Source organism: Tumebacillus sp. BK434, from assembly GCF_004340785.1.
Classification (GTDB): domain Bacteria; phylum Bacillota; class Bacilli; order Tumebacillales; family Tumebacillaceae; genus Tumebacillus_A.
This window is the reverse complement of sequence record NZ_SLXS01000001.1, coordinates 221,418-243,145: the sequence shown is the minus strand read 5'-3', so window position 1 is coordinate 243,145 and position 21,728 is coordinate 221,418. Positions and strand designations below refer to the sequence as shown.

Sequence of the window (21,728 nt, the reverse complement as noted above, 5' to 3'; positions counted from 1 at the left end):
CCATGATTCACTCGTGCCTCCGTCCATCATGATTACAATCTGTGAGTGATTCTACATATTAAATAATACTGCTCCGGGAACTAAAAACCTTTATAGAAACACAGATCGGCACAAAAAAGAGGAGGCGTTGGCCTCCCCTTGCACTTCACTACCTATTTTTTTCGTTTCTTGTCCAGCAGTTTGGATACTGTCGAGGATTCTTCCTGTTTGGGAGGAGGTGCGGGCGTTGCCGTTGTCGTACCGGCTGTCGGCTGCTTTGTCGTCACAGGCGGCGGTGCCAGACCGCCGGTGCGGCGCTCGGCCGCCCCTTCTGCCTTGCGCTTCAAGCCTTGCATCGACGTGCTCTGCGCCTTTTGCTGCTCCCGGGAGCGCTCGTTGCGCTCCGCTTTCCCTTTTTGCCTTGCAGCCTGCCACGCTGCAAGACGCGCTGTGGATATGGAGACGCGGCGCAGGGCCACATCGAGCGGCCAGAGGCAGGCGGCGAGCAGCAGGAGCAGGTAGGACAAGTCTCGCGCCGACCACTTCGGCGGCAAGTCGCCGGCGAACACAACGGCCGGGTCGTTCAGCACCCTTCCGCCGCCCGCCTGCGCGATGGCTGCGAGCGTTTCCTGCCCGCTTTTCGGCAGGTCGTATTCCGGTGAGTAAGCGACGGCGATGCCAGAGGATGCCGCTTTCAGCACGTTGCCACTTTGCTCTTCCACCACCGACATCAGGTACGTGCCGGGGCGGTCGGCATTAAATTGCCCAACATACTCGCCCGGCGCTTTCAAGAGCAGGGGCACTTCTTCCTGCACCGCATCCCCGCTGACCACTCGCGCCTTCAGCACTGCGCCTTGGGCCAGCGGCTCCTGCAGGCGGATCGACAGTTCGCCTTTGCCGCCGGTGATGCCCGCCCGCATGTCGAACGCATCGGTCTGGTACTGCGGCAGCAGCCAGGTCATCAGCTGGTTCCAAAAAGCGCTCGATCCGCTCCACGCTGCCCATTGGTTCGACCAGACCCCTTTCGCATCAGACGTCCAGGCGGCCGCGCGGCCCAACCCGTATTGCCAGCGGGCCAGCACCGGCTCGCCTTTCGGGTTGGCGAGCACCACGTCGGCCGTCTCTTTTTCGGTGACGGCGATGTGCGCATTGATCTGCGGAAGCCCTTTTGCAAACAGCGGAGCCAGCTCTTTGGAGACCCCGATGCCCGGCGTGAACGGATTGTCTTCAATGTACGTCTTCCCTGCCAGCGCCGTCTCTTTGGAGAAGATCATCGGGACGCTCTGCGAGTCGACCGCCGAGTAAAAACGGCCCTTGGCCTTTTCCGCCAAGCTCTCCAGCAGTGCGGTATCCGCATCCTGCCCGACGGCGACGGTCGACATGGTGATGCCTTTTTCTTTCATCCGGGCTGTCAGCCCGTCATAGTCCCCTTCAGGCGATTGACCGTCGGTGAGCAGGATGATGTGCTTGCGTTTGGTCTGCAGATTTTCCAGCTTGTAAAACGCCTCTTCCACCGCCGGGTAGATCGACGTGCCTCCGCTCGCGGCGATGCCCGAAATCTTGTCCTGCAACGCTTTCGGGTCGGTCACCTTCGTCGGCTCGACGACCCACCAGTTGGTGGTGTCGAACGCCAGCACGCCGAGCGTGTCCTGCGCTTTCAGCATGCCGGTCGAGCGGCGCGCCGCTTCTTTGGCCAGCTCCATCTTCTCGGTGCCCATCGAGCCGGAGCGGTCGATGACGAGGATCAGGCCGAGCGACGGGATCTCCTGCTGGTTGCGCAGGTCCATGTAAACGGGCAGTGCTTTCTCGACCGGCGTGTCAAAATACCCGCCGAGGCCAAAGGAATCGTCGCCGCCCGTCATCATCAGGCCGACGCCAAAATCGCGGACGGCGCTTTCGATCTGCCGTTGCACGCTCTCCGGGATCTCGACGCCCGACACGTTGGCGAGGACGACCACCGAATAGCGGCGCAGGTCTTCCACCGTCTTCGGCATTGTGGCGGCCGTCACCGAGCGGTAGGGGAACTTCCCGGCGCGCAGCGCTTCGGTCAGCCACTTGGCGTCGCCCGGCTTGCCCTCAACGATCAGTGCAGGCGATTTGCCGAGCACATCGCCATAGGCGTACGAGGTGTTGTTGACCGGCTCCGTGTCCTGCGCCGGCAGCACTTCCACCCGGTAGCGGTGAAAACCGGAGTCGGTCGCCTGCAAGGGGATCGACAGACGGCTTTCCCCTTTTTGCACCTGCAGTTCGCTTTTGGCGATCGGCCGGTTGTCTTCAAACACTTGCAGCGTTGCTTGCGTCGCCACCGTGCTTTCCACGACGGCGGTCAAGGTGAAATTCTCCCCTTGATAGAGCGTGGCCGGCACCGAGGCGTTTTTGACCAATACCTCGGCGCCGACTTCACGCTTCAGGTAGGAAACATCGACTTGGATGCCACGCTCTTTCAGGTATCCTGCTTCGCGCACCGCATCGCCGAGATTTTGCTCCCCGTCGGAGAGCAGGACGACGCGCGGCTGGTAGCCGGTATCGATCAGTCCTTGGGCGAGGCGCAGGCCGGCGGCGAGGTCGGTAAAGTTCTTGTTCAGCACGCCGCCGAGCTCCAGCGCGCCGGGCGCTTCCACGCTGAGCGGATACTCCACCGCCGGGCGCTCACCGGTGCCGAGGATGGCGAAGGTGTCGTCCGGCCGTTTCACGCGGATCGCTTCCTGCACGAACGCGACCGCCTGCTTCTGTGAGAAAATGCTTTTCGACTCGTCGACGACAAACACCACTTCCTGCTTGTCGACCGGCGCCTGCAAGGTGAGCCCGGCGACTGCGAAGATCAGCAGCAGGAACATCAGGGAGCGCAGCACGGCGACCGCCTTTTTGCGCGTGCCGAGCAAGCGGCGCTCGCCGCGGTACCACCAGACCATCGCATAGGCGGCAGGGAGCAGCAACAGCAGCCACCATGGGTGCATCAGATCAAATCCCACGCTTATACACCCCCCATTCCACAAACAGCACGAGCAGAGCGATCAGCGCCAGATAGCGCCAGATCTCAAACTGCCCGCTCTCCGCCTGCCGCTTTGCCCCCTGCTCCTCGCGGGTGTCGGTCGGCAGTGCCGTTTTGGCCGCGTCCAGCTTCGACTCCGTTTCCGGCATGGTGACGGCCAGCAGTTTGACCTCGTGTTCCGTCTTGCCTTGGAAGCGGTAGAGGCCGGGCTCTGCGGGCCGGAATCCGAGCTCGATCATCTCGCTGGTGACCGCCGTCCGCTCGCCGCCCGGAGCGGTGACCGTCCAGCCCTGTTCGCGGACGGGCGGCAGCAGCGCGACGCGCTCACCGGCCGTCACTTGGCCGATCGCCGTCCCGGAGGCAGGCGCAAGGTATGCTTTGATCTGCTTGATCAGAATCGGGAACGAAGGCAACAGCGGCAGGTCGGACTGGTGCAGGTCGAACGCCAGCACGGCGACGCGCCGTCCTTCGCCGGCACCGGCCAGCAGCAGCGGCGCATCGCCGCTTTTGGCGACCGGCTGCAGCCAGGCTGGCGCGTCCAGCTGGCGCACCGCTTTCAGATGAACTTTTTCCAGTTCGATATGCTGCAGGAGCGGCGAGTCAGCTCGGACGGCTTGCAGCTTGCCCGGTTCGAGCAGGCCGCCCGTCTTGAAGATGCCTTCCCCCTGCGGCGGGTTGATCAGCAGGACAGCGCCGCTTGGCCATGCTTTGGGCAAGACGCCGTCATAGACGTACAAGTCGGCGTCTTGCGGCGGCGTGTCCGGGTCGGCGCCACGCTCGACGGTGGTGTTGCCGCCGATGCCGAGCGCTTTTTCCAGAAAGACGTTGCCCGCTGTGCTGAGCCAGACTTTTTTCGTCGTGCTCACCTGCGGCAGGACGGTGACACGATTGTCCGCTTCCAGCCCGTCCGCTCCTGGAAGCCGCACTTCGTAATAAGTCTCGGCGGGCAGGCGCGTCCACGTCAGCGGCGCTTGTCCTTCCGCGGGGATCTCGACCTGCTTGGCGTCGAGCACCCGGCCTTGGCTGTCGAGCACTTCCACCTCGACGGTCACCGCAGCGGCGCTGTCGTTTTTCACCGTCGCGACCAGTTGGCCTTCCGTGCCGCTGACGAGACCTGCAGCGTGGTAAATCCCGAGGTTGGCGGCGGCGTCAGACGTTTCCACCGTCGGCTTGCGACCAAATTTCGGCAGCAGGGCCGGGTCGATGCCCCAGTTGCCGTCCGAGTAGATCCGCACGTCGCTCTCCGGCTCCTGCACCGACAAGGCGGCAGCGAGGGACAGCGCGCCTTCATAGTCGGCCTTGCCGTATTCCTGTGCCGCCGTGTCGAGGCGGCTGAGCAGCTCGTTCGAGTCGCTGCCGGAGCCGAGCACACGAGGTTCCTGCCCCATGGCGATCAAGGTCAAGCGCTGGGGCGGATGGAGCTGTTGGATGAGGTCTTTCACTTTTTTCTTGCCCGCTTCCAGCCGCGTGCCGTCCGCGCCTTCCGCCGCCATCGACGGCGAGAGGTCGAGCACGATGATCGTGTGCTCAGCGACCGGGCCTTCCCCGTGCAGAGCAGGGCGGGCCAGCGCGAGTGCCAGCAGCAGCGCGAGAAGCAGTTGCAAGAGCAGGAGCAGATTGCGGCGCAGCTTTTGCCACGGCCGGTTCGCTTCCATCTCGCGGAGCACCTGTCCCCAGAGCAACGTGCTCGGCACGGTCACTTTTTCATACGTCCGCTTCAGGAGATAGAGGATCGCGATGACCGGCAGCGCCGCCAGAAAGGACAGCATCCAGGGAGACATCCAGCTCATCGTCCGATCACCCCCGTTCGCAGCAGACGGCCAAACATCGCCTCTTCCAGGCTCTCCTCCGCCGGCACCAGCACGTGATACATGCCGCGGCGGCGGCAGAACGCGCTCAGCCCTGACGTATAGGCGGCGACCGCTTCCCGGTACTGACCGATCACATACGGCGACAAGGCGACGTCGAGCCCTTTGTCGCTTTCGCTGTCGATCAGGTGCAGGTCGCCTGCGAAGCCCGGGTCGAGCTCTTCACGGGACAAGATCTGTACCGCCACCACTTGGTGCCGGGCGGCCTGCAGGCGTTTCAGCGCCTCTTCATACCCGTCAGCAAACAGAAAGTCGGACAGGATCACCACCACGCCGGGCTCGGTCGGCATCCCGGCACGGGTCAGCCAGTCCAGTGACCCTTCCGTGCCAACGCCTAGCGCCTTGGCCTGTTGGAGCATCGCAAACAGGCGCGGTGCCGACTGCTTGCTCATCAGCCGCTCCAGCTTGTCGCGCACGCGGTCGGCGAAGATCAGCGCCTCGACGCGGTCTTCTTCGGCCAGGCCGAGATAACCGAGTGCGGCGGCGAGGTGCTGCGCCTGCTGCAACTTGCCGTGGTAGTCCATCGAGCGGGAGGCGTCGACCATCAGATAGAGCAGCACGTCGCGCTCGTCAAAAAAAGTTTTCAGAAACAGTTTCCCAAGCCGCGCGTATGCCCGCCAGTCCAGATGGCGCAGGTCGTCGCCCGGCAGATAGGGCCTGTATTCGGCAAACTCGACCGAAGAGCCGAGCTGCTTGGAACGCCGCGCCCCGCCCCGGTGGCTAGGCATCTCCCGCACCTGCAAGCGCAGCCGCTCGAGGCGGGCGAGAAACGCCGGCGTCAACCATCCATGGCTCATAAGCCCACGCACGTGAGCAGCAGTTCGATCAGTTGCTCGACCGTGTACTGATCGGCTGCCGCTTCATAGTTCATCCCGATGCGGTGGCGCAAAGCGGGCACGGCCACTTCGCGGATGTCTTCCGCCGACACGTTCAGGCGGCCTTGCAAAAAAGCGCGCGCTTTGGCGACTTTGACGATCGCCTGCGCCGCACGCGGGCCCGCTCCATAGCGGACATAGCGGCGGACTTCGTCCGGTGCGCCGTCCTGGTCGGGCTGGGAGCGGAAGATCAGCTCGACGACCTGGTTGACCAGCTCCGGCGTGATCAGCATCTCCCTGACTGTCGCCTGCAGTTGCAGGATGTCATCGCCGGTCAAAACGGCAGTCAGCGCCTCTTGCGCCGCGCCGGTGGTGAGTTGCACGATCTGTTGCAGCTCCTCGCGCGTCGGGAACGGCACTTGAATTTTCAGCAAGAAGCGGTCGAGCTGCGCTTCCGGCAGCGGGTAGGTGCCTTCGAGCTCCAGCGGGTTCTGCGTGGCGAGGACAAAAAAGGGCTTCGGTAGTTTGCGCGTCTGTCCGCCGACGGTGACGGCCGCTTCCTGCATCGCTTCGAGCAGAGCGGACTGCGTCTTCGGCGTCGCGCGGTTGATCTCGTCAGCGAGGACGAGGTTACCGTGGATCGGCCCATGCTGGAAGACGAATTTCATCCCGACGCCCGGCTCTTCGCGCAAGATCTCCGTGCCGACGATGTCGGCGGGCATCAGATCCGGGGTGAACTGGATGCGCGAGTATTGCATCTCCATCACGTCGGCCATGGTGCGGACGAGCAGAGTTTTGCCGAGGCCCGGCACCCCTTCGAGCAGGGCGTGGCCGCCGGCGAGGATGCAGTACAGCACCTGTTCGACCACGCTTTCCTGCCCGATGACCTGGCGGCCGATCTGGCCTCGCACTTCGTTCATGCGGTCACGTTGCGTTTGCAGTTGTTCCAGCATCTATCCAGTACCTCCTACGGAGCGATCTCCGAAAAATAGTCGCGCACCAATTCCTGTTCATTCAAAGGAAGGGAGCTGCGGTCCACGCTTTCCCGCGCGTAGTCCGCGTATTCGCGGTATACCTCTTCATACGGGCGCACGACGCCCGGCGTCACCTGGCCGCTGCCAGAGATCATCTCACCGGAGCCCTTTCCGAGCGGGCCGCCTGCGTCATTGCCCTGTTCGCCAACGCCAAATTCCCCGGCCGGCACCATGATCGTCTCACGTCCGCCTGCACTGTTGCCCCAGCCGGAACCGCCGGTGCCCGCTCCAGTGCCGCCCGAGCCGTTTCCGTTTCCGTTTCCGTTTCCGTTTCCGTTTCCGTTTCCGTTTCCGTTTCCGTTTCCGTTTCCGTTCCCGTTCCCGTTCCCGTTCCCGTTCCCGTTCCCGTTCCCGTTCCCGTTCCCGTTCCCGTTCCCGTTCTGCGAACCGTTTCCGCTCTGCGAACCGTTTCCGCTTTGCGAACCGTTTCCGCTCTGCGAACTGTTCCCGCCTGCATCTGCGTAGACGCCGCCTGGTGTGCCTCCCGCTTGGGCGAGGGCCGTGCCGAGCTGCTGCAGCCCGGCGGTCTGCTGCCCAGTCGAGCCGTTCAGCATGTTGCCCAGCGAGCCGAGCATGTTTTGCATCTGCTGCGGATTACCCTGCTGCAGTGCATTTGCGGCCGCTTGGAACGCCTGCTGCAGCTCCTGACTGAACGCTTGCCCGCCAGCGTTGGCCAGCGCTTCGGCCAATTGCTTGCGCTGCTCCTCCGACAACGACGCCAACTGCTCCTTCATCTCATCCAGAGCCTCCTGCACCGCCTTCGAATCCTTTTTCTGCAGCGCTTCGCCCAGCTTCTTCGCCGCTTCCGACTGCAACAGGCTCGCTCCAGCTTTGGCGAGATCCTTCTCCCGCTGCGCCAACTCGTCTTCCAGCGACTTCACTTTCAACTGCGCTTTCGCCAGCGCCCGCTCCAGCTCTTCCCGGGTCTTCGCTTCTTTCAACTCTTCCAAAAGTTTCTCTTCCGCGGCATCCAGCTTCGCCTGGTCTTTCTCGCTCAGCCCGGCCTGTTGCTTCGCTTCCGCCAACGCCTTTTTCGCTTGCTCCGCCGCCTTCTCCGCTTCCTTCTGGACGGCCTGACGCTCTTGCGCCACCAGATTCAACGGATTGTCCCACACGGTCAGCGCCGACATCAGCAGCGCCAGCGCGAGTAAAAGGCCGGTCGCCTGCTTCGGCAGCTCATACTTCACGATCTGCGCCGCTTCCCCGCGCAGCTGCAACAGCCTCTCGACCGCTTCCTGCCGTTGAAGCATGGCGATCAGGGAGCTGTCCCCGGCAAACGAAAGCGCCGTGCTCACCCGATCCTGCAGCCCGTAGCGGTCGACCGCCTTCGCCGCCTGCTGATAGGTCGGCGGCGTGAACAGACTCCACCCCGCACCTGCCAATGCGCCGAACAGCACCAGTCCGCCCGCCCAGAGCTCATTTCCGAGCATAGGAACGAAACGGGCGATCAGAAGCAGCAAACATGCTGCCCCCAGACCGCCGAGTACGCCAAATCCCGTTTTATAGATCGACTGCCGAATCCACAACCGCCGCCGCACCGGGTTCAATCCCGTGATCAGTTCGCGCGGAATCATTCGGCCGCCTCTTGCTTCGCTTGAATCTTCTCGCCCATCCGCCGCTTGACCGGCGTCAGCAACCGCACCGACAGCCACATCAGCAGGACCGAGGCAATCAGATAGACAGATGAAAAATACAGCCACGGGGGCAGAAAAAGCTTGTTGTTCTGGCCCATCGTGAACATGTACGAATTTGGCTCAAAAATCTGCCAGATGTTCATCACCGGATTCAGCGCCGTGATGTACGCCAGGCTCGGGCGCGCCACGTAATTCCCTGTCAGCGCCGACATAAACACATTGATCATCTCGCCGGCAATCGCCGTCCCACCCAGCAAAAACAGCGAGATCAGATACGACACAACCACCGCCACGCCGGTCCGTTTAAACCACGTCGAGCAGAACAGCCCGATCGCGCCAAACGACACCATCACGACCAGATAGAAACCGAACATATAGAGCAGCTTGATCGGCGACACGCCGCCATGCAGCAGAACGATCGCATACAAAGGCAAGGTCGAGAACAACACCAGCCAGATGAACGCCATCGACGAGATCAGCTTGGAGAACAGGATCTTAAACGGCGACAGGTGCGTCGTCAGCAGAATGTTCAGCGTCTGCCGCTCCCGCTCCCCGGAGATCGCTCCGGCCGTCAGCCCCGGCGCGATAAACGCCAGCAGCACGAGCTGAATCACCGCCACCGCCATCAAGATGTAACGGTTCTCCCCCGGACGGGTCGCGTTGCCGCTGCCAAATCCGGAGACAAAGATAAACGCCATCGTCAGAGCGCCGAGCACCGCCAAGTACAGCACGAGCAGCACCACCGTCTTCGGCGTCCGCATCCGCGCGCGAAACTCGCGCAGCAGGATCGGATTGGATACAAAGTCGAGCGACAACAGCCGTTGGATCATGATCCCACCCCTTTCGTCACCGTCAGGAACACTTCTTCAAGATTCCCCGCCTCTTCGCTGAACGACAGCACCGGCAGTCCGTTTTGCACCAGCGCCGAGAGCAGGATCACTTGCCCCGCATCATCGCCCGTGTACGTGACGAGCACCGCGCCATCTTCCACCTCAGCCCGGGTGACCAGCTCCGACTGTTCCAGAAGCCGAGCCGCCTCTTCCAACCGGTCGAGCAGGCGCACGCGCAAGACGCGGTGCCCCGCCACCTGAGCGGCGATCTGGTCGACCGGCGCCATCGCGATCAGCTTGCCCTGTTCGATGATGCCGATCGTGTCGCACATCTCGGCCAGCTCCGGCAGGATATGTGAAGAGATCAAGATCGTCTTGCCCATGCTGCGCAGCTCTTTCAAGATCTCCTTCATCTCGATCCGCGCCCGCGGGTCAAGGCCCGAGGCCGGCTCGTCGAGGATCAGCACCTGCGGGTCATGAATCAGGCAGCGGGCCAGCCCCAGCCGCTGCTTCATCCCCCGGGACAGCGTGTCGACAAACGCGTCCGCTTTGCCCGACAGGTTGACCAGTTCCAGCAGGTCGGCGATCAGCGCCATCCGGTTCTCTTTCGGCACCTTGTAAGCCCCGGCGTAAAACTCCAGGTACTCCACCGCCGTCAAATTGTCATACACCCCAAAGAAGTCCGGCATATAACCGATCAGCTGGCGCACTTGCGACGGCTCTTCGATCACGTCATACCCGCCGACATAGGCGTGCCCGGACGTCGGTTCCAGCAGGGTTGCCAGCACCGACATCGTCGTCGATTTCCCCGCTCCGTTCGGCCCGACAAAACCAAAACAGGAGCCTTTCTCGATATGCAGGTTGAGATCATCGACCGCCTTGTACTTGCCATATCGCTTGGTCAGACCTACCGTGCGGATCATGGCGACACCTTCCCTTCCACGCCCATGCTCGGGAAATGCAGGAACGGTCCGCTCGCCAGCTGCGAATCGCCTTGCAGTTGTACCCGCATGATCCCATCCGGCGACATGTACTTCTGCAGGTCGGCCGCCGACAGATCGGTCAACAGCTTGCCGTTCACGTCCTCCCACCGCTGGGTCTTCCAGTTGAAATACCGTTTCTTTAGCAACGCATACATCGACTCGTCGAGGTCGATCTGCGCCTTCGCCGCCACAAAGCCCGGCGCCAGTTGCAGATCATACTCCAGATCGATCGAGCCGCCTTGCAGGATCAGTTCAATCTGGTTGATGCTCACATTTCCCTCCGCGTTGATCAGCTTGGGCCGCACCATCCCCAGCGGCCATTTGACCAGACCCGTGCCGTGCTTCAGCGTCAGATCCTGCGTGACCAGCGAGCGCGTCTCCGCCTGCACCGCCGCTCCGTCGATCGTATACAGATCGAGCGGGCTCTTGCTGAAGCCGATCAGCGCCACATCCGCCTGCCCTAACTTGTACGGCTGCAGGCCAAAGTCGACCAGCGTCCGTCTGCGCTCCTCTTCGATGTCAAAGGCCGGGCCATACTGCATGTAGGAGCTGCCGACCAGTTTGTCGCGCAGCGTCTGATGCATCGCCATGTTGGACGACGGTGCCGTATAGTGGAACGTTGCATCGATCGTCTTGCTTTCCCCCGCCTTCAGGTCGCCGACCTCAAATGAAGAAGCTCCGGCGATCAGGTGCAGCCGCTCCAGGTCGAGCTTGGAGTCGTTGACCAGCGTTCCTTTGATCCGGCCTGCATCATCCAGCGTCAGATCGGCCGTCACCAGACCTAAGCCGCTGACCGTTGCCGATACATCCGCCTCGCGCGAGGTGAAATACTCGACGCTTTCATAGACGACCGACAGTTTTGCGCCCTCTTGCACCACCTGTGCCTGCAGCCCCTGTTCATTGTAGGAATAGTTAGGGTTGAGCGGCGCGATCCGCCCGTCTGCCTTCGCCTCCACCGAATAGTTGCCGCCGCTGGGGATGACAAACGCTGCTGCCGCCTGCACGTCGGCGGCATCGGCGCTTTTCAGCTGAATATGGGCCAGCGTCTGCGTCACCGGACCAGACCCGCGCTCCAAAGCGCCGAAGCCGAATATCCCGGCTGCGAACACGATCGAGGTGGCGGGAATCAGCGCCCACGCCCATTCGCCACGGTTCTTGCGGCGCAGGAACAGGTACAGCCCAGGTCCCGCGATCAGCACATACGCGCCAAAGGCCAGCGCCAGTATCCGCATCGGCGGCACGAGATTGGGAAAGCTCCCCGCCGTGCGCGCCAGGTTGGTCAGCTGATAGCCCGGGTTTACCGTCTCCTTTTGCACCGTTCCTGTGGCCCGCTCGGTAAGCACCCGCTTCCACAGTTCCGCATTGCCCGTCCAAGACGCGAGCGGCTCCACGCTGAGGTCATAACCGGCATAAAAAACTTTGCCCGCGCCGACCGGCTGCCAGGCGATCAGGGGCAGATCCCCCGCCTCGGCTAAAGCTTGCGCACCGGGCTTCAGCGTCGCGCCGGTCACCGTCAATTGGTTCAAGTTCGGCTTCTGCCCGGCCAGCTTTTCCAATCCGGACAGGTCGCGGACCTCGACCGTGCCCCCCGCCGTCACCGGCGACAGGTCGGCAAACAGCCCGGCCCCGCCCGCATACTGTGCGCCGCCGGCGAGCAGCAGGTTGCCGCCGCCTTCAACCCAGGCTTTGACCGCTGCGATCTGCTCCGGGGTCAGCTTCTCCTGTGGCGCATGGTTGATCGCCAGCACATCGAGCGACCGCAGCAGATCGGCCTTCTCCGGCAGATTGGTGCCATCCAGTTCGCGCACGTGGACCCGATCCCCAATGCCGGGGCCGGCCGTCTTGGTCAGAAACGCCAAGTCGGACTCTTTGGCTGAGATCGCGCCGATCAGCAACTGATTGTCCATCGGCGAGGTGATACCAGGGCTGTGCTTCGCCTCCACCTTGCCCGCCGCATCGACGAGCCGCACGGTGAGCGGCTGCTCCAGATAGCCGGCCGGCACTTCGATCAGCACCTGCTTGGTTGTCCCTTTCGGCAGCACTACCGGCTTGCGGTAGGTGCCATAATGCCCGCTGTTCGGCTGCGTGGTCGACGCTTTCTCCACGATCTCCACATCGCCTTGAAAATCCGGGCCTTTATTCTCAAGCGTCACTTGCATCACGGTCCACGTTCCGGCTTTATACGAACCGTCAAAGCCCGCTCTTACCGTCAGATTGATGTCATCATCCGCCGCTGCGGAACCCGGAATGCCGGTCAACAGGCATACCGCCGTGACCGCTGTTGCTGTCCAGCGCCACGTACGTTTCCTTTTTCCCATGCTGATACCTCTCGAATTTACAGGATTTTGAATTATTTCGAACATAACACGCTTTTCGACAAATGGCAAACAAAAAATGCCGCCCCAAAAAACGGACGGCATTTACACGATATCCTGCAATTTATTTTTCATCGAGAGCAACGCAAGGCTCAAATACATCAGCGCTGCGGTCAGGAAAATATAGTGCACCTCGATGTATTCCCCGCACAGCCCGCCGAGGAACAGCCCGATCGGCGCAGCCACCCGGGCCAGCATCGACGTGGTGCCCGCCACCCTGCCCAGCATGTGGTTGGGCGTAACTTCCTGTCGAATCGTGTGGATGTGAACGTTCGAGAAGGTCGACGAAGCGCCCAAAATGAACAGCCCGGCCGCTAAGACCAGCCAATGCGACGAGAAAAACAGCACCGACTGCCCAAGCGCCGCCGTCAGCACTGCGCCGACCAGCAGTTTGCCGCGCCGTCCCCACTTCAAGCTCGGCTTCGCGACAAATGTCGAGCTGAGGCTGCCAAGCGCAGACGCCGACAAGACCAGCCCCAGCGAACTGGAGGCCAGATGCAGCTTGTCGAGCGCATAAAAGACGATGACCGCCCCAGCAAACGAAGTCACAAAATTCACCGCCAGGACGAGGATCGTGATCATGAACAGCTCGCGGGTCAACAGCAGTTGCTGCCAGCCTTCCTTCATCTCCTCGCGAATCGTCGTCTTGCGCTCCGACAGCTCTTTTGGCTTCTCTGCGACCGGCACCTTCATCAGCGACGTGAAGAAAAAGAGCATCAGGAAACCGCCGACGGTGATCAAGATCCCATAGCGGTAGTTCATCACCACCAGCATGCTCCCGGCGATGGCCGGACCGAGCGAAGAGATCACCGTGCCCCAGAAATTGATCGTAGCGTTGGCCGACACATACTGCTCACGCTCCATCAACAAGGGCACGATGCTCGTCGACGCGTTGGAAAACAGATAACCAAACGTGGTCAGACAAAAGCCCAGCACATACAGCACCCAGACGTGCGCCACTCCGGTCGAGAGCAGCGTGAACAGGAGCAGCAGGATCGCCACCTGCATCGCCACGGCGGTCAGCATCACCCGCTTGCGGTCGAGGCGGTCGACGATCACGCCGGCCAACATGCCAAACAGCACATACGGCAGCATGTTCATCACCGCCATCGAGCTCATCGCCAGCGTCGAGTGTGACAGATCATAGATCATCAGCGGCAGACCCAACGTGTAGATGTGAAAAGTCAGCCCGGAAAACAGTGTGCCGACCCAGAGGTACAAAAACTGGCGGTTGCGCCACAGCGACTTGGGTTTTGCTGCCGGCGTCGCTCCGGCAAGCGGCGTGCTCACTGGCCTCACTCCCCGCTATAGGTCGCGCAGTGCTCCGCGATCGTTGCATCGATTTCCAACAGCTCCTCGCGCGTCTCCAGCCCGAAGCAGCTCGCCACATACCAGCCGATCGGGGTGCGAACGACCATCTTGCCGCGCAGGCGAATCCAGGCGTACGCGCCCGGCGTGCCGCTCGGAACGGGGATCAGATGGGCCAGAATGCGCAGTTTGTAGCGGGCAAACGGCGGGAACACTTTTTCCAGGGTGCGCACCAGCTTCAAGTTTTTACGCCGAACCGTCCAAAAGGTCAGCTTGTTGCGGTAGACGTTGAGGACTTCCAGCAACAGAGCTTTAAACAAGCCGTCATGATCCGCGTTGTACGGGATGTAATGGTAGAGCTTCTTACGCAATTCGCTTTGCTTGCCGAACAAGCTTTGCTTGCTGAACAATCTATTGGAGAAACCCTCAAGCATAAAGCCGGGGATGTTTGATTTCTGTCCGGAAACCTGCTCATAATACTGCACCAAGAGATAAAATTCCATATCCAGATGATGACGTTTCAAGCGAGTATGCAATTTTTCAAAATCAAGGTCCGGCGCTTGCAACTGCAGATGCAGATCGACCGCATCGCGCAGGCGGAAGATGTTGTTGCCCACCGATTCGCCGGTCAGAATCAAGATCATATCTTCGGCCGACGGAATCGGCACCGGGACGCCATTTACCTCGGTCGTCCGCGCTTCGCCCCAAAAATCTCCGGTCAACCAGCTCGTAAAGCCCATGGTAAACGAACCGACGCTGACTTCCAGCTCCAGCATGCAGGTCTCATCGATCTTCTTGTAAAACCCGGCAACCCCGACCACTTCTCCGTTAAACTCACCGATCGACGGCGCGTTCTGATAGTCGAATCCGAGCGTCTCAATCAACGTGATCAATCTCCAGAACTCATCGATGCTTGACACGACCATATCATAGTCGCCCATCTGGCGGAAGCAGTTCTCCGGATACAGATTCTTCATCGCGTTGCCTTTGATGTGAATGTAAGTCACACCGTTCTCATTCAGTATCTTCGCCACTTCCGCAAAAAGCGCATCTTGCGCCGCACGAATCCGTACCCGCTCCGTAAACTCGTTGTGCAGCCCCATCGTTTCTTCGAGCTGCAAAATCGGCACCAGCATCTTGTTTTCATTCGCAATCTTCTTGAGTTCATCCTGCATGCGCTTGTAGTCCCGGATGAGGCTTTCGTCTTTTTTATCAGGGGTCAGGGCCAGTCGATACAGAAACGGAAGCAACTGTTCTTGCACAGTGGTTCACTCCTTTGTCTCTCTGAAAATCAGGAGAAAGGAGAGGAATTCCTCTCCTTTCATGATGTAGCAGAAGTACTATTTGCGAACGTCTACGAAGTTCGGCTGTTCCATAACGAGGCCGCGACGGATGTCGGTGAAGTACGGCAGTTCCATATGCAGGTTGCGCTCCATGTTGTGCACCTCCTTTCTCGTTCGTTCAGGTCATCATTTATTTCTTGCGGATGTCAACGTATTCAACCGGGTGGGGGAAGAATTCACGACGGATGTCGGTGAAGTTCGGCAGTTCCATAACGAGTTTGCGCTCCATATTGTGCACCTCCTTTCCTGGTAGTTCAACTTACCTTTTATTACTTGCGGATGTCGATGAAACCCGGGATTTCCATATGCAGATTGCGCTCCATGATCTACACCACCTGTGCGTCAGGATGCAAGATGCAAGCAAGAGTTACTTCTTGCGGATGTCGATGAATTCAACCGGCTCCATGACTTCGCCTTTACGGATGTCGGTAAAGTACGGGATGTCGGTCCAAAGATTGCGCTCCATTGAGAGCACCTCCCTTGCTGAGTGAGAATGAAACATGCGGGGAAGACAGAAGCCGCTTATTTGCGGACGTCGATGAACAGTACCGGTTCTTGCCAGTACTCTTTGCGAATGTCGATGTACTCGACAGGCGGTTGCCAACGTTGCATGAGGTGCACCTCCTCTCCCGTAATGGGTGTACCCTTTGACCGCTTACAGGCCGCGGACATCGATGAACTCCGGACGAGTCATCACGAGGCTGCGGACGTCAACGAATTGTACCGGATCAGCTACACGGTTACGCATGAAAGGGCACCTCCTTTCTATATGAGAGATGACAAGCGTGATGAGTTACTTGCGTACGTCGATGAACTCCGGCAACGTGACAGCAACGCCACGAACGTCGATGAACTGGACCGGATCGAGTTTGCGGTTACGGATCATGCTTGAGCACCTCCCCTTATATTTAATTTGGGACGGAAAATTTAGCAATTACACTGCCTTGAAAAAATTTTCCGTTTACTCTATTATATAAATAATCAGAAAATAATCAAGATAAGTTTTGGAATTTTTTCAGTCGGATTGATAGGTAAATACTCTATACCTAAACGAAAATTATAGGTAAAATAACGAGAGGTGGGAATGAGATGAACGCGAGACAACAGTTGCGCAAGATGATGCAGGAGCCGGAGCGTGTAATCCAAACCGTAGGGGCGCATAACGCATTGGGAGCCAAGTTGGTAGAACAGCATGGATTTGATGCCGTATGGGCCAGCGGATTTGAAATCTCAACCGCCCACGCCAAGCCGGACGCCAACATCTTGACCATGGTGGAATTCCTTCAGGCGGCCGCGCAGATGGTCGATGCCACGACGCTGCCGGTGATCGCCGATTGCGACACCGGATTCGGCAATGTGAACAATGTCATTCGCATGGTGCGCGATTATGAAAAAGCCGGGGTCGCCGCCGTCTGTATAGAAGATAAGGTGTTTCCAAAGATGAATTCCTTCATTCCGGGCTACCAGTCCCTCGCCCCGCGCGACGAATTTGCCGCCAAGATTCGCGCGGCGAAAGACACGCAGCAAGACCCTGACTTTGTGGTGATCGCCCGCGTCGAAGCGCTGATCGCCGGCAAAGGAATGGCAGAAGCTCTGGATCGGGCAGCCGCTTATGATGAGGCGGGAGCCGACATGGTGCTGATTCACTCCAAGCAAAAGGACCCCGGCGAGATCTTCGAATTCAGCCGCCGCTGGTCGTCCGATACGCCCCTTGTCATCGTGCCGACCACCTACCCAAGCATCACGCTGGACGACATGGCAGCGCACAACATCAAGATGGCCATCTACGCCAACCAGGCGCTGCGGGCGGCTGTGAAAGCGATGGATGCCGTACTCGCGGAGTTGAAAGCGACCGGATCACTGCTGGCGATTCAAGAGCAGCTGAGCCCGATGGATCAACTGTTTGAGCTGCAAGGCTTGAAAGAGATGATCAAGCAGGAAGAGCGCTACAAAAAGCTGGAAGTCCGCTAACGATCAGTCCTACGGCACGAGCAACTGAAAGGAGTGCAGGAATGTGAATCCGTTTTTGGTGATTGAAGGTGTCGACGGCACCGGGAAAAGCACCGTCTGCGCAGCGCTGGAGCAGGAACAAAACGCTGCCTTCTATAAAGGAATGTCGCCGGAGTGGCGCGATTTCCGCGATTTTGTTGATGAAGATGCGGATGATGACTCCCGCTTGCTATACTATTTTGCTTCCTGTGTCTACACATCTGGCAAAGTGCAGAAATCCTTGCAAACTGGGCCGGTGATCTGCCACCGCTACTTTGCGACCTATATGGCGATCTACTCGCTGAACACCGGCACCCCGCTGTCGGTGGTCAAAGAGGCGTTTCTGCCGATCCGCAAGCGCATGCTGACACCGCAGCTTTCGATTTTGCTGACCGCTGATCATGAGGAATTGCGGAGCCGCCTGCTGGCGCGCGTTCATGAGCTGAAGGCAACCGACATGCGGGTCGTCAATTCTCTCGAATACACGCTGAACTTCGAAGCGGCGCTGCGCGAAGTGATGAGCTGGGACGGCAGTTTTGTCGAGCTGAACACGACCGGCAAAACCCCGGAGCAAGTGATCGCCGAAGCCCGCAGTCTTTGCGAAACTCACATCCCGGACTGGAAGCCGGTCGCCCAGGCGCCCAATTAAATACAGGCAAAATAAATACATGCAAAAAAGAGAGTATCCGATCTTGCAGGATACTCTCTTTCGCATTGCCGCAGAGGCAGCGTACTGCGCTCGTCAGGAAATGTTGTTACACAGCTCTTGCGGCATCATGTCTGCGGTGGTTTTCACTTGCTCGATCGGTGTTACAGGGCGATGCCGCGCTTTTGCAAATTGCCGATCAGGAAGTCGTGCAGCAGTTCCCAGCGGCGGGCAGCCTCTTCGTGCTTGCCTTGAGCGTGGAGCAGGCGGCAGAGCTTGCGCGTGCCGTCTTCCAGCTCTGCAGACATGCCGTGCTTCTCGAACAATGCGAGGGCGCGGTCAAGATGAGACTGGCCTTTTTGCTCCTGGCCCCGCTGGAAGTAGAGCAGAGCAAACAGCTGGTGTACCTTGCCCATCACCGGATGCAGCTCCGGCAAGATCATCCGCGCCCGCTCCGCATACGCCACCGCCTGCTCCGCCTCGCCGTTCTCCAGCAGGATCGTCGCGATGTCGGCAAAAATCTCGCCGGCCTTCGCCCCGTCACAGGCAGCGCTCAGCTCCAGCAGTTCCTGCACGGACGCTTGCCAGTCAGCTTCGCGCTTCAGCAGCACCGCTTTGCGTTTCCACTCCTGATTCTGGCGCGAATTTTCCTCCTCCTCCAGCAGAATCGCCGCTTTCGTCGCGTACTCGTCCGCTTTCAGATAGTTCTTCTGGCGATAAAACGCGTCGGCCAGCTTGAGCATCGTTTTGCCGCGCTCCGTATTCTCGACCAGTTGCAGCGCCGATTCCCAGCTCTCCGCCGCCTTGCTCACCTGTCCGATCCGCTCCTGAATCTCCGCCAGCTGCACCAGCACTTTCGCTTGCAAAGCCGGGTCAGGCAACGCGATCTTCTGCAATTCCTCGTGAGCACGCTCCGTGTGGTACAAAGAGATTGAATATTCGATCTTTTTAAGTGCATCCAACCCCAGATGGTAGAACACTTTCGCCAAAAGCTCCCCGTCCTGACGCAGAATCGCCAGTCCCTGCACCTCATGCAGGAAGGTCATCGCTTCCGATGCCCGTCCGACTTCCAGCAGGCAGAAGGCCAGCTCGACTTGCACATCCATCTTCGGAATCTGCTGGTCGGTGCTGTCGAGCAGCTCCTGCAACTGGTTGATCGCCAAGCCGTATTCTTTTGCCCGGACGAGGCCTTTGGCCATTTTGTATTTGGTGATGTCGGCCAGATCCAGTTCGATGTCTTTCAGCAGGAAGTCGAGCGGTACGCCGAGCTTCTCTGCGATGCCAAACAATATCTTATACGAAGGGGTGGTGCGGTCCGCTTCTATCTGTGAAATCATGCTCGGTGTGCAAATCCCGTCTGCCAGTCCGATCTGCGTCTGTCCTTTTTTGATCCGCAATTCGCGAATGCGTTGTCCTAAGGTTGTCATCATTGGTGAGTTCCTCCTTGCGATGTGTTTCTTGAACACATTGTAACAAGTTCTGACAACCTTTGATATATTTACAGCCGATGTGGTTGCAGGAAAAAAAAACGGCAGAAGTTATCTGACAATTTACAGGAATTTATCGTACGGGAAGCGTCTGCGCGGCAATTTTCCTACCGCTTTTACGCGTTTGCGACGTCCCTGCATGAACCAGCGCCGATAGTAGAGACGTAAAAACTTGGCAGCAAGGAAGCGAATGTTTTTGGCATACTTGTAATTGCCTGCCACCGCTTCTGCGTGGTAGGGCAGGTCGCGCGTCTTCGACAGGAGGATCAAAAGACGCCCCTCCATCTCAGAATTCTGTTCGATTGCTTCACTTTGCAACGTTTCAAGAATCAGGGCTTCTGCAGCCTGGTGATCGCGTAGTTTCAGCAGGACTTTGGCAAGATCTCTAACAGCCCCTATACGCATGACTTCGGTCTTCAAATGTTGCAGAGCTTTATTTATCAGCTCCTTTGACCTGTGGTAGTTCATCTCGCAGTACTCGAGATAGGCATAACAAAAATATACCCGTCCAATCCATTCTTGCCTGTCTAAGTCTTGAAGCAGTTCTAAGGCTTTGTGAAAACTCTCTTTCGCTTCCTCGACCTTATTAAGCCCATGCAGACAGATTCCCATATTGTGATGAAAGGCTGCTATTCGTACTGGTAAATCCCTGTTGAGTTGCTTCATTGATTTCAGAACTTCAAGTGCTTTCTCATATCGTTTCGTAAACTGATAGATTGTTACAAGATGATTCTGCAACCTAAATAGCACCTCATCCTCTTGCTCCGTAAGTCCAATCTGCAGGATCAACTCCTGGGCGGTCAAAGATACTTCTTCCGCTTCGGTCCATTTATCTTGGAAGGCATACAAATACCTGATATCGAGAAGTGCATATGCCTTCTCTGACAAGCCCTGAGCTATCGTATATCGCTGTTTCGCCAACTCCATGGCCAAATCCATGTCCTGCAGATTGTCTTTCTTTTCCTGAAGCTGTTCGTGCAGGTCCTGAATATCATGTTGGAGAATTCGTGCCAGTGGCAATTTAAGGTCATTGGCGATCTTCTCCAGCTCAAACATAAAAATTTCCCGTTCGCCATTGAGCATCAGGCGCAGCGTCTCCCGACTGATCCCGAGTCGGTTCGCAACTGCAGTCATACTGTATCGTGAACCCTTTTCTTTCATCAACTCCCGAATCCTGCGCCAAAGCGGGATTCTATCCACGACCGTTTGTGCCGGGGCAAGCAATTGACTCATGTTGATCCACTCACTTTCGATCGATCGAGTTAAAAATACTTATCATAGGGAAAACTTCTGCGTGGCATTTTATGTACAGCTTTCACACATTTGCTCCGCCCTTGCATAAACCAACGTCGGTAAAAAATGCGCAGAAAGCGACCAGCCAGGAAGCGGACGTTTTTCGGGTACTTCGAATTGCCGGCCACAGCTTCAGCATGATATGGCACGCCTTGTACCCGTGACAGCAAAATGAGCAGCCTCGCTTCCATTTCCCGATTGCTTTTGATCTCTTCCCCTTGCAAGGTTTGGCGAATCAAGCGCTCTGCTTCACGATGTTCCTGCAATTTTATGTGAACTTTGACCATATCTTTGATCGTCATTAGCCGAAAGCTGCTCGACTGCAAATGTTGCAGTGACCGTCGGAGCATATCTTTAGCAGCCCTGTAGTTCAAATCTGCGTATTCGATGTAAGCAACATCACACAAAGCGCGTCCAAGTGTTTCTTCACGCTCCTGCCCTTGCAGCAGTTCAATTGTCTTGTATAATGACTCTTTTGCCTCTGCAAGCTCGTTCAAAGCCTGTTTATACATTGCATATAAGTGATGATAATCTGATTCGCGCTGCGGTGACGACATGGATATTTTTCGCAAAGATTCTAAAGCAAGACGAGCTTTTGGGTACTGTTTGGAGTAAATATATACCGCTGAGAAGTTAACCAAAACACTGAATATTAATCGATCATCTGCCGGAAGCAAAACAATACTTTGGATCAAATGATTGGCGGTAAGCAATGTCTCTTCTGCCTCTTGAAACCGATCGCTGAAAAAAAGCAAATACCCGATATCTAGTAGAGCACTTGCCTTTTCCGACGCACCTTGCGCCTGAGCAAATCGCTGGTGTGCCAATTCAATTGCTTTATCCAATTGCTGAAGATTGTTTTTGCGTGCTTTAATTTCAGCATGAAGAGCTGCAACATCCTCTTGCAAAATGCGTTCTATTGGTATTTTAAGGTCATCGGCGACCTTCTCCAATTCAAACCAATAGAATTCACGCTCGCCATTTAGCATCAGACGCAGCGTTTCCCGGCTGATCCCGAGCCGAACAGCAACGGCTGAAATGCTGTAACGAGAGCCCTTTTCCTTCATCAGCTCCCGCACTCTACGGAAAAGCGGAATTCCGTCTACAACCGTTTGCGTTGGCGCAAGCAATCGATTCATGTTCCACACTCAC

Annotated in this window: 15 protein-coding genes; 2 read left to right on the top strand and 13 right to left on the bottom strand. The window is 58.2% G+C overall.

The annotated features are described in order from the left end of the window. Positions 1–152 precede the first annotated feature (152 nt). The 10 genes from EV586_RS01170 to EV586_RS01125 all read right to left on the bottom strand — a co-directional run bounded on the left by EV586_RS01170 (position 153) and on the right by EV586_RS01125 (position 15,080). Positions 153–2,951 (bottom strand): VWA domain-containing protein, encoded by a 2,799-nt coding sequence (locus EV586_RS01170; RefSeq protein ID WP_132943258.1) that lies wholly within the window; start codon positions 2,949–2,951, stop codon positions 153–155. Further along, positions 2,941–4,761, bottom strand: coding sequence for a vWA domain-containing protein (locus EV586_RS01165; RefSeq protein WP_132943257.1), 1,821 nt, complete (start codon positions 4,759–4,761; stop codon positions 2,941–2,943). Before EV586_RS01165 ends, EV586_RS01170 begins: the two co-directional genes overlap by 11 nt. Beyond that, positions 4,758–5,636 (bottom strand): DUF58 domain-containing protein, encoded by an 879-nt coding sequence (locus tag EV586_RS01160; protein WP_132943256.1) that lies wholly within the window; start codon positions 5,634–5,636, stop codon positions 4,758–4,760. The genes EV586_RS01165 and EV586_RS01160 overlap by 4 nt, the downstream gene beginning before the upstream one ends. Next, positions 5,633–6,607 (bottom strand): AAA family ATPase, encoded by a 975-nt coding sequence (locus EV586_RS01155; RefSeq protein ID WP_132943255.1) that lies wholly within the window; start codon positions 6,605–6,607, stop codon positions 5,633–5,635. Before EV586_RS01155 ends, EV586_RS01160 begins: the two co-directional genes overlap by 4 nt. A gap of 14 nt (positions 6,608–6,621) precedes the next feature. After that, on the bottom strand, positions 6,622–8,262 hold the full coding sequence (locus EV586_RS01150) for a hypothetical protein (protein WP_132943254.1): 1,641 nt from the start codon (positions 8,260–8,262) through the stop codon (positions 6,622–6,624). Next, positions 8,259–9,152, bottom strand: a complete 894-nt coding sequence (locus EV586_RS01145) for an ABC transporter permease (protein ID WP_132943253.1) — start codon at positions 9,150–9,152, stop codon at positions 8,259–8,261. The genes EV586_RS01150 and EV586_RS01145 overlap by 4 nt, the downstream gene beginning before the upstream one ends. Further along, positions 9,149–10,075 (bottom strand): ABC transporter ATP-binding protein, encoded by a 927-nt coding sequence (locus EV586_RS01140; protein ID WP_132943252.1) that lies wholly within the window; start codon positions 10,073–10,075, stop codon positions 9,149–9,151. The genes EV586_RS01145 and EV586_RS01140 overlap by 4 nt, the downstream gene beginning before the upstream one ends. Next, positions 10,072–12,453 (bottom strand): DUF7408 domain-containing protein, encoded by a 2,382-nt coding sequence (locus tag EV586_RS01135; RefSeq protein ID WP_132943251.1) that lies wholly within the window; start codon positions 12,451–12,453, stop codon positions 10,072–10,074. The genes EV586_RS01140 and EV586_RS01135 overlap by 4 nt, the downstream gene beginning before the upstream one ends. 102 nt (positions 12,454–12,555) lie before the next feature. Then, complete coding sequence (locus EV586_RS01130) at positions 12,556–13,800, bottom strand: MFS transporter (protein ID WP_165898138.1); 1,245 nt, start codon at positions 13,798–13,800, stop codon at positions 12,556–12,558. 5 nt (positions 13,801–13,805) lie between these two features. After that, a complete protein-coding gene (locus EV586_RS01125) occupies positions 13,806–15,080 on the bottom strand; it encodes a nucleotidyltransferase family protein (protein WP_132943249.1) in 1,275 nt (424 codons plus the stop codon). Positions 15,081–16,250: 1,170 nt separating this feature from the next. Here EV586_RS01125 and aepX point away from each other — a divergent pair. Next, complete coding sequence (aepX, locus tag EV586_RS01120) at positions 16,251–17,132, top strand: phosphoenolpyruvate mutase (RefSeq protein ID WP_132943248.1); 882 nt, start codon at positions 16,251–16,253, stop codon at positions 17,130–17,132. A gap of 43 nt (positions 17,133–17,175) precedes the next feature. Beyond that, positions 17,176–17,799 carry an AAA family ATPase gene (locus EV586_RS01115; protein ID WP_132943247.1) on the top strand — a complete coding sequence of 208 codons (624 nt, stop codon included), beginning with the start codon at positions 17,176–17,178 and terminating at the stop codon, positions 17,797–17,799. A 161-nt stretch (positions 17,800–17,960) separates the two neighbouring features. Here the strand turns inward: EV586_RS01115 and EV586_RS01110 are convergent, their stop codons facing one another. The 3 genes from EV586_RS01110 to EV586_RS01100 all read right to left on the bottom strand — a co-directional run bounded on the left by EV586_RS01110 (position 17,961) and on the right by EV586_RS01100 (position 21,715). Further along, on the bottom strand, positions 17,961–19,226 hold the full coding sequence (locus tag EV586_RS01110) for a helix-turn-helix domain-containing protein (RefSeq protein WP_132943246.1): 1,266 nt from the start codon (positions 19,224–19,226) through the stop codon (positions 17,961–17,963). Between the two features lie 120 nt (positions 19,227–19,346). Next, positions 19,347–20,516, bottom strand: coding sequence for a helix-turn-helix domain-containing protein (locus EV586_RS01105; RefSeq protein ID WP_132943245.1), 1,170 nt, complete (start codon positions 20,514–20,516; stop codon positions 19,347–19,349). Between the two features lie 29 nt (positions 20,517–20,545). Beyond that, on the bottom strand, positions 20,546–21,715 hold the full coding sequence (locus tag EV586_RS01100) for a helix-turn-helix domain-containing protein (protein ID WP_132943244.1): 1,170 nt from the start codon (positions 21,713–21,715) through the stop codon (positions 20,546–20,548). Positions 21,716–21,728: the final 13 nt, after the last annotated feature.